This is a genomic window from Streptomyces rubellomurinus, assembly GCF_000961885.1.
In the GTDB taxonomy this organism is placed as follows: domain Bacteria; phylum Actinomycetota; class Actinomycetes; order Streptomycetales; family Streptomycetaceae; genus Kitasatospora; species Kitasatospora rubellomurina.
In genome coordinates this window covers 80,609-89,677 of sequence record NZ_JZKH01000027.1, presented here as the reverse complement: position 1 = coordinate 89,677, position 9,069 = coordinate 80,609, and the positions used below count along the sequence as shown (strand labels likewise).

The 9,069-nt window shown below is 73.4% G+C and carries 7 protein-coding genes; 4 read left to right on the top strand and 3 right to left on the bottom strand.

The features are described 5' to 3' along the window. Nucleotides 1-175 precede the first annotated feature (175 nt). Nucleotides 176-745, bottom strand: a complete 570-nt coding sequence (locus tag VM95_RS15560; protein WP_167352927.1) for a peptide deformylase — start codon at nucleotides 743-745, stop codon at nucleotides 176-178. Nucleotides 746-908: 163 nt separating this feature from the next. Continuing rightward, nucleotides 909-1,712: a helix-turn-helix domain-containing protein gene (locus tag VM95_RS15555; RefSeq protein WP_244178781.1), complete on the bottom strand. Its 804-nt coding sequence runs from the start codon at nucleotides 1,710-1,712 to the stop codon at nucleotides 909-911. A gap of 549 nt (nucleotides 1,713-2,261) precedes the next feature. Here VM95_RS15555 and VM95_RS15550 point away from each other — a divergent pair. Continuing rightward, nucleotides 2,262-3,167, top strand: a complete 906-nt coding sequence (locus tag VM95_RS15550) for a UTP--glucose-1-phosphate uridylyltransferase (RefSeq protein ID WP_045696904.1) — start codon at nucleotides 2,262-2,264, stop codon at nucleotides 3,165-3,167. A gap of 74 nt (nucleotides 3,168-3,241) precedes the next feature. Beyond that, nucleotides 3,242-3,583, top strand: a complete 342-nt coding sequence (locus VM95_RS15545) for a DUF6087 family protein (protein WP_045696902.1) — start codon at nucleotides 3,242-3,244, stop codon at nucleotides 3,581-3,583. 73 nt (nucleotides 3,584-3,656) lie between these two features. Here the strand turns inward: VM95_RS15545 and dapD are convergent, their stop codons facing one another. Further along, a complete protein-coding gene (dapD, locus tag VM95_RS15540) occupies nucleotides 3,657-4,649 on the bottom strand; it encodes a 2,3,4,5-tetrahydropyridine-2,6-dicarboxylate N-succinyltransferase (protein WP_045696900.1) in 993 nt (330 codons plus the stop codon). Between the two features lie 130 nt (nucleotides 4,650-4,779). On the opposite strand from dapD, the gene VM95_RS15535 reads away from it, so the two are divergent. Together VM95_RS15535 and VM95_RS15530 are read left to right on the top strand one after the other, a co-directional pair. Beyond that, nucleotides 4,780-6,441, top strand: coding sequence for a 3' terminal RNA ribose 2'-O-methyltransferase Hen1 (locus VM95_RS15535; protein WP_078859946.1), 1,662 nt, complete (start codon nucleotides 4,780-4,782; stop codon nucleotides 6,439-6,441). After that, nucleotides 6,438-9,059, top strand: coding sequence for a polynucleotide kinase-phosphatase (locus tag VM95_RS15530; RefSeq protein WP_045696898.1), 2,622 nt, complete (start codon nucleotides 6,438-6,440; stop codon nucleotides 9,057-9,059). Before VM95_RS15535 ends, VM95_RS15530 begins: the two co-directional genes overlap by 4 nt. Nucleotides 9,060-9,069: the final 10 nt, after the last annotated feature.

The following is a 9,069-nucleotide window of genomic DNA, read 5'->3' as shown; positions in this document are numbered from 1 at the left end:
GGGGAGGGGCGGGGGGAGGGGGAGGGGCCCCGGGAAATGTGCGGGGCAAATATTGGCGCCCGGCGCGGCGAGCTCGCCGCGCCGGGCGCCCAGAAATCCCTTGAGGTCAACGCCATTTCGTCGGTGCTGGGCTGGTGGTTACTGCCCCCGGCCGCGCCGGTGCTCTGTGCCTCGCTTACTGCTCGTAGGCCCAGGCGTGGCCACTCTGCCGATACTGCTCGACGGGAATGGGTGCGACGCCGTTACGCATCCGCGCGGTGTAGAGCAGGCCGTCGAGGTGGTCGATCTCGTGGTGGATCAGGCGAGCGAGTCCTCGTTCGTACGTGGTGGCCGCCAGCCGACCATCGAGCGTGGTGGTCTCCACGGTGATCCGCAATGGTCGGGGGACCACGCCGCGGACGTCGAAGAAGGAGAGGCAGCCTTCGTACTGGTCGTCCGTCTCGTTGGAACGGTCGATGATCGTCGGATTGAGCAGGACGATCGCCGGTGCTCCGGGTTCCGCCGGCTGGACGACGGCCACGGTCCTGCCGATCCCGATCTGGGGCGCCGCGATGCCCATCCCCTTGGCGAAAGGGTGGACCTGGCTGATGCGCTCCATTGCGGCGAACAGCCTCTCGATCACTTGCTCGGCGGCCTGGCGCTCGGCGGGCAGGTCGAACGGGCGGGCGGGCTCGGCGAGGACGGGGTCGCCTTCCTGGACGACGCCGAGATCACGCATCTGCTCGCTGGGCCGCACCTGGATCACCTGAACTCCCCTTGGGTCGTGTCGCGTTCGGGTTGGGCCCGGAATCGCCATTCGAGACGGTACCGGGCGTGGAGGGCTGGTGCGGAGGTGCTCCAGGAGAAGACGCGCATCCCGTCCTCATCACGACGGATCGGGGCGGTCCGCAAGGGTGCTGCCTCGGCAGTCATGGACGTCTCCATGCCCCACACCGCTGGGTCGAGGTCGGCCGGGAAGGCGAGTTCGACTTCCAGATGCTCGGTGGGCAGGCGGACCGCGCGCTGGAACCAGCGGCCCCACTTTCCTCGCCGACCGAGTAGGCGTACTCGATCCAGATCTCCTCGCCTGGGTAGAGCGGGAAGCGGCCGTGCTCGTTCTCGAAGAGCAGCCACACCTCCTTGAACGCGTCGCGGTCGTGCTTGGCCTGCCAGCGCATCGCCTCTCCGCGGCAGTTCGCGGTGAGTGCGAGTTCGCCCCAGGTCAGCGGGTGTTCGCGGTAGTGGGCGTTGGAGCGTTCGGGCTCGCCGGGGTAGCGGTCGACGCTGATGCGGATCAGGTAGCGGGTGATCGGTTCGCTGCCGGTGTTCCGCAGCAGTCGGCGCATCGTCAGCCGGTACTCGGAGCCGTCGTAATCCAGCCGGGCGCCGTCGTGCGCCACGATGATCGCTGAACCCGTCGCGTACGGCTGCTCGGGCCGGCGCGGAGCTGATGGGGTCGCGGATGGCGCCGTACGGGACTTGGCGGCCTCGTACTCCAGCCAGCGCGTCCAAATGGCCTTGCCCGCATTGAGGGTTTCCTCTGCGCGGCGAGCGAAGTCCTCGGTCGGCTTGTGCCGCCCAGACTCCACGTGGCTCACGTACGAGGGGTCGAACCCCATCTTGCGGGCCAGTTCCCGCCTGGGCAGTCCGCGCACCTCACGCCAGTAGGCGAGCTCTGCCGCGAACACCTCGGCAGCCTGCTCGACCGATGGGGTGTCGTCTCGCGCGTCCATCAAAGCCCCCGCCCTGGTCGCCGGACGAGATGAATGAACCGTGAGTGAGCTCGATTCACCATTCTGTCACGGCCTTGGTCGTTGGTTTCCTTCTTTCACCGACCCGGGTCGACCCCCGGGCGCTGAGAAGGAGGGTCCAAGCCTCGGGGCGGGCGGTGTCCGTCCGCCGATGCTGGGGCGACTCAGGGTGAGAATTGGCCCTTGGTGTCGCGGGTCGCGGCACAGGGAGCCAGAGGGCCCCTCGGGGGGTAGCCGGTTCGGGGCGGGGTGCGGCTTGCGGTTCTCGCGCGGGCCGATCGGTGGGTGCCGCTGAAAAGCTGAGCCGCCTGGGCCCTCAGCCCATGAAGGGCGAAAATTGGCCCCCGGGCGGACCGGCCGTGGCAGCCGGCGTCAACCTCGCGCCGCGCTGTTGGGCCGACCGTGCGAAGGTGTTCAACTTCCCGATCCCGCACGGTGGATGATCATGCCCGCGGCGTTGGTAGCGTCGGCCGACGGCCGCGGTGGGACGGCGGCCGCGCGCGAGTGTCGACACACCTGAGAGAGGGTCACATGGCTCCCAAGACGATCCGCCGTGCCGTCATCCCGGCGGCGGGGCTGGGCTCCCGGCTGCTGCCCATGACCAAGGCGACCCCGAAGGAGATGCTGCCGGTCGGGGACAAGCCGGTGATCGAGCACACCGTCCGGGAGCTGGTGGATTCCGGCGTCACCGACATCACCATCGTCGTGTCGGGCGACAAGAGCCTGATCCAGGAGCACTTCCGCCCCAACCCGGTGCTGGTCGAGCAGCTGCGCCGGGACGGCAAGGCGGCGTTCGCGGACGCCGTCGAGGAGATCGGGGAGCTGGCCCGCAAGGGCCACATCAGCTACCTCTACCAGCAGGGCCCGTACGGCAACGGCACCCCGGTGCTGAACGCGGCGCGGCACTTCGGGGACGAGCCGTTCCTGGTGCTGTGGCCGGACGACGTGTTCGTCGCCGAGGTGCCCCGCGCGCAGCAGCTGGTCCGGGCGTACGAGCAGACGAACGCGCCGGTGCTGGCGCTGATGCCGATGGCGCCGGAGGACTCGTACCGCTACGGCGTGCCGGTGGTGAAGGAGGACCTCGGCGGCGGGTCGCTGCGGATCAGCGGCCTGGTGGAGAAGCCGAAGCCGGCCGACGCGCCGTCCGCCTACGCGGCCATCGGCGGCTACGTGGTCACCCCGGGCATCGTCGACGAGATCCGCGAACTCACCCGCCGCTGGCACGAGAAGCCGGAGGACGAGGTGTACCTGACCGACGCGATCAACGCCTACGCGGCCCGCCGCGCCGTGTACGGGCAGGTCATCGACGGCACCTGGTACGACACCGGCAACCCCGTCGCCTACCTGCGCGCCCAGTTCGCCACCGCCCTCGCCGACCCCGAGTACGGGCCGGAGCTGCGCCGCCTCGCCGCCGAACTCACGCCCGACGAAGGGTGATTCGCGAACGCCGCCGTCCCCCGGACGAGTGAAGCCGGGTGCCGCGCCGCCGCCCGGCAGGCCAGACTGGGGCGATGCGTGAGGACGAGGACGAGTCGCTGGCGGAGTGGGCCGCGCGGCGGGAGCAACGGCGGCGCCCGGTCGGGAAGTTGCGGGCGGTGCGGCTGGCGGACGGGCAGCGCGTCGGCGCCCACGTGACGCCGGACGAGCCGCGGCTGATCATGCGCTGGGACGGCTACCAGTGGCTGCCCGACGCGGTGGTGGAGGACTACGCCGCCGCGCAGCGGGCGCTGTACGGCGTCGAGGGCGACGGCGTGGTGAGGTCGGACGGGTCGACCCCGGGCCACCCGACCCCGGGCCACCCGACCCCGGGTCGGCCGGACAAGGCGCCGGGCCGCCACCGCAAACCGTCCTGAAGCACCCGGGAGAACGAACGGGCCCGGCCGCCGGGAATCCGGCGTCCGGGCCCGGGATCCGGTGCCCCGAAGGTCAGTTGTGCGCGTGCAGGTCGGCGTTCAGGCCGCCCCAGGAGCCGGAGCGGGCGATGACCTCGACCGCGCCGGTCTGCGAGTTGCGGCGGAACAGCAGGTTGTCCTGCCCGGACAGCTCGACGGCCTTGGCGACCGTGCCGTCCGGGGTGGTGACCCGGGTGCCGGCGGTGACGTACAGGCCGGCCTCGACGACGCAGTCGTTGCCGAGCGAGATGCCGATGCCCGCGTTGGCGCCGAGCAGGCAGCGCTGGCCGACCGAGACGACCTGCTTGCCGCCGCCGGACAGAGTGCCCATGATCGAGGCGCCGCCGCCGATGTCGCTGTGGTCGCCGACGACGACGCCCGCGCTGATCCGGCCCTCGACCATCGAGGTGCCGAGGGTACCGGCGTTGAAGTTGACGAAGCCCTCGTGCATCACGGTGGTGCCGGCGGCCAGGTGCGCGCCGAGCCGGACGCGGTCGGCGTGCGCGATGCGCACCCCGCCCGGGGCGACGTAGTCGGTCATCCGCGGGAACTTGTCGACGCCGTACACGGCCAGCTGGCCGCCCTGGGCGCGCACCGCGAGGCGGGCCTGCTCGACCTGGTCCACCGGGACGGGGCCGATGCTGGTCCACGCGACGTTGGCGAGCAGCCCGAAGATGCCGTCCAGGTTCTGCCCGTGCGGCTGGACCAGGCGGTGGCTGAGCAGGTGCAGCCGCAGGTAGACGTCGTGCGTGTCGAGGGGCTTCTCGTCGAGCGAGGCGATGGTGGTGCGCACGGCGACGACCTCGACGCCGCGGCGGGCGTCGGTGCGCAGTGCCTCGGCGGCGCCGGCGCCGAGCTCGGCCTCGGCCTGCTCGGCGGTCAGGCGGACGGTGCCGGCCGGGCCGGGCTCGTCGGCCAGCGCGGGGGCCGGGTACCAGGTGTCGAGGACGGTGCCGTCGGCGGCGATGGTGGCCAGGCCGGTGGCCACGGCACCGTTCGGGCGGGGGGTGGTGGATTCAGCAGTCACACCGAGCACGTTAACCAATGCCGGGGCCCGCTGCCGAACACGCCCAGCGTCCGGACGCGCGGCCCGCGCGCACCCGCCGGGCGGGAAAACCCGGTGCTCAGCGCCCCTGCGGTCGGCGATACTCGCTCGGGTGTTCATGTCGATCTCCACCACCGGCAGCGCCGAGAGCCCGGCCACGGATCTCGGGTTCCTGCTGCACAAGCACCCCGGCAAGGTCCAGCGGTTCAGCACGTCGCACGGCGAGGCGCACGTCTTCTACCCCGAGGCGGGGGAGGAGCTGTGCACGGCCGCGCTGCTGCTGGACGTCGACCCGGTCGCGCTGGTCCGCAAGGGCCGGGGCAAGGGCCGTGGCGGCTCGCCGGACTTCGCGCTCTCCCAGTACGTCAACGACCGCCCGTACGCGGCGTCCTCGCTGCTCGCGGTGGCGTTGCGCACGGTGTTCCGCTCGGCGATGAAGGGCGACTGCCCGCTGCGGCCCGAGCTGCCCGGCCGGGCCCGCCCGTTGCGGATCGCGCTGCCCGCCGTGCCGGCGAACGGCGCGGGCGAGGGCGGCGGGCCGGCCATGGTGGCCCGGTTGTTCGAGCCGCTGGGCTGGCGGGTCGAGGCGGCGGCGGTCCCGCTGGACGAGGCGTTCCCGGAGTGGGGCGAGTCCCGGTACGTGCGGGTCGAGCTGTCCTCGGACGCGGCCCGGCTGGCGGACGCCCTGCAGCAGCTGTACGTGCTGCTGCCGGTGCTGGACGGCGCCAAGCACTACTGGGTCGCGCCGGACGAGGTGGACAAGCTGCTCGCCGCCGGCGAGGGCTGGCTGGCCGACCACCCGGAGCGCGCCCTGATCACCCGCCGCTACCTGGCCCGGCGCTGGTCGCTGACCCGGGCCGCGATGGAGCGCCTGGAGCTGGCCCGGCTGGCGGAGGCGGACGACCGCGAGGTCGAGGAGATCGACAACGCCGTCGACGACCGCCCCGACGAGGAGGCCCCGGAGAGCGCGCCGGAGGGCGCAGCGGAGTCCACCGCGGAGTCCACCGCGGAGGAGCAGCAGCCCAGGCCGCCGTCCCTCGCCGAGCAGCGCCGTACCGCGATCCTCGCCGCCCTGCACGAGGCCGGCGCCGCCCGGGTCGCCGATCTCGGCTGCGGCCAGGGCGAGTTGATCGGTGCCCTGCTGAAGGACTCCCGGTTCACCGAGGTCCTCGGCGTGGACGTCTCCGTGCGCGCGTTGCAGGCCGCGCGCCGCAAGCTGCGCCTGGAGCGGCTGCCGGAGCGGCAGGCGTCCCGGGTGCGGCTGGCGCAGGGCGCGCTGACGTACACCGACGCGCGGCTGAAGGGCTACGACGCGGCGGTGCTGTGCGAGGTGATCGAGCACCTGGACCTGCCGCGGCTGCCCGCCCTGGAGTACGCGGTGTTCGGCGCCGCCCGGCCGCGGGCGGTGGTCGTCACGACACCCAACGCCGAGTACAACGTCCGCTGGGAGACGCTGCCGGCGGGCGAGCACCGGCACGCGGACCACCGTTTCGAGTGGTCCCGCGCCGAGTTCCGCGCCTGGGCCGAGAAGGTCGCGGCCGCGTACGGCTACGCGGTGGAGCTGCGGCCGGTCGGCCCGGAGGACGGGGAGGTCGGCGCGCCCACCCAGCTGGCCCTGTTCACGGCGGGTACGACGTTTCCGACCGCGGGCACGACCGAAGCCACGACCGAAGCCCCGGTCGAGGCCACGACCGAGGCCACGACCGAATCCACGACCGACGGTACGACCGAGAGCGGCACCCCCGCGAAGCCCGAAGGAGGCGAGCCCCGATGACCGATGACGCAGCGCCGAAGCCCGACCAGGAGCCGGCGGCCCCCCGCCGCCTCCCCGTCACCGACGTCTCCCTGGTCGTGCTGATCGGCACCAGCGGCGCGGGCAAGTCCACCTTCGCCCGCCGCCACTTCCTGCCCACCCAGGTGGTCTCCTCGGACTTCTGCCGCGGCCTGGTGGCCGACGACGAGAACGACCAGTCGGCCTCCGCCGAGGCCTTCGACGTGCTGCACTACATCGTCGGCAAGCGCCTCGCGGCGGGCCGCCTGACCGTCGTGGACGCCACCAACGTCCAGCCGGAGGCCCGCCGGCAGCTGGTCGCGATCGCCCGCGAGCACGACGTGCTGCCGATCGCGATCGTGCTGGACGTCCCGCCGGGGGTGTGTGCCGAGCGCAACCGCTCCCGCCCGGACCGGCAGTTGCCCGCGCACGTGATCCCGCGCCAGAACCGCGAGTTGCGCAGGTCGCTGCGGGGCCTGGAGCGCGAGGGCTTCCGCAAGGTGCACGTCCTGCGCGGCGAGGCCGAGGTGGCGGCGGCCGAGATCGAGCTGGAGAAGCGCTACAACGACCTGCGCCACCTGACCGGCCCGTTCGACATCGTCGGCGACATCCACGGCTGCCGGTCCGAGCTGGAGACCCTGCTGACCCGCCTCGGGTACACCCTCGTCCGGGACGAGGAGGGCCGCCCGGTGGACGCCGCCCACCCGCGGGGCCGTACCGCCGTGTTCGTCGGCGACCTGGTCGACCGCGGCCCGGACACCCCGGGCGTGCTGCGCCTGGTGATGGGCATGGTGGCGGCCGGCCACGCGCTGTGCGTGCCCGGCAACCACGAGAACAAGCTGGGCCGCGCGCTGGACGGCAAGAAGGTCACCGTCTCGCACGGCCTGCGGGAGTCGCTGGACCAACTGGCCCAGGAGTCCGACGAGTTCAGGGCCGAGGCGCGCGCGTTCATGCGCGGCCTGGTCAGCCACTACGTGCTGGACGGCGGCGCTCTGGTGGTCTGCCACGCCGGTCTGCCGGAGAAGTACCACGGCCGCAACTCCGGCCGGGTGCGCTCGCACGCGCTGTACGGGGAGACCACCGGCGAGACCGACGAGTACGGCCTGCCGGTGCGCTACCCGTGGGCGGAGGAGTACCGCGGCCGGGCGCTGGTGGTGTACGGCCACACCCCGGTGTCGACCGCGGGCTTCGTCAACAACACCATCTGCCTGGACACCGGCTGCGTCTTCGGCGGCAGCCTGACGGCGCTGCGCTACCCGGAGCGCGAGCTGGTGGGCGTCGAGGCGGAGCGGGAGTGGTACGCGCCGGTGCGCCCGCTGGTCACGGACGCGCCGGGCGCCCGCGAGGGCCGTCCGCTGGACCTCGCCGACGTGGCGGGCCGCCGGATCGTCGAGACCGCCCTGCACGGCCGGATCGCCGTCCGGGAGGAGAACGCGGCGGCCGCGCTGGAGGTGATGAGCCGTTTCGCGCTGGATCCGCGGCTGCTCGCCTACCTGCCGCCGACGATGGCGCCCACCCCGACGTCCCGCCGGGACGGCTACCTGGAGCACCCGGAGGACGCGTTCGCGGCCTACCGCGCGGACGGCGTGCGGCACGTCCTGTGCGAGGAGAAGCACATGGGCTCGCGCGCGGTGCTGCTGGTCTCCCGGGACGACGCGGCGCTGGAGCGGCGCTTCGGTACGGCCGGCCCGGGCGCGATCTGGACCCGGACCGGCCGGGCCTTCCTGGCCGACGACGGGCTGACCGCGGCGATCCTCGGCCGGGTCCGGTCGGCGGCCGAACGGGCGGGCCTGTTCGAGGAGTTGGGCACCGACTGGCTGCTGCTGGACGCCGAGCTGATGCCGTGGTCGCTGAAGGCCGTGGAGCTGCTGCGCCGCCAGTACGCGGCGGTCGGCGCGGCGGCCGGCGCCGCGCTGCCCGAGGTGCTGTCCGCGCTGGAGCGGGCCGCCGGGCGCGGGCTGGACCTGGCGGAGCTGACCGCCCGGCAGCGGCGGCGCTCGGCGGACGCGCGGGCCTTCACCGAGGCGTACCGGCGCTACTGCTGGCCGACCGAGGGGCTGTCGGGCATCCGGCTGGCGCCGTTCCAGCTGCTCGCCGCGGAGGGCGTGAACCTCGCGGTGCGCCCGCACGACGAGCACCTGGCCCGGATCGACCGCCTGGTCGACGCCGACGAGGCCGGGTCGGCGGAGGTGGGGACGCAGGTGCTGCGGCGCACCGGCCGGCTGTTGGTCGACACCGGGGACGAGGCCTCGGTGGCCGCCGGCACCGCCTGGTGGGAGGAGCTGACCGGTGCGGGCGGCGAGGGCATGGTGGTCAAGCCGCTGGCCTCGCTGGTGCGGACGGTCCGCGGCGAGGGCCGCCCGGGCGGCCTGGTGCAGCCGGGCGTGAAGGTGCGCGGCCGGGAGTACCTGCGGATCATCTACGGCCCGGACTACACCGAGCACCTGGACCGGCTGCGCGAGCGCGCGCTCGGCCACAAGCGCTCGCTGGCGCTGCGCGAGTACGCGCTGGGTCTGGAGGCGCTGGACCGGCTGGCGGCGGGGGAGCCGCTGTGGCGGGTGCACGAGCCGGTGTTCGCGGTGCTGGCGCTGGAGTCGGAGCCGGTCGACCCGCGCCTGTAGCGGCGGCCGT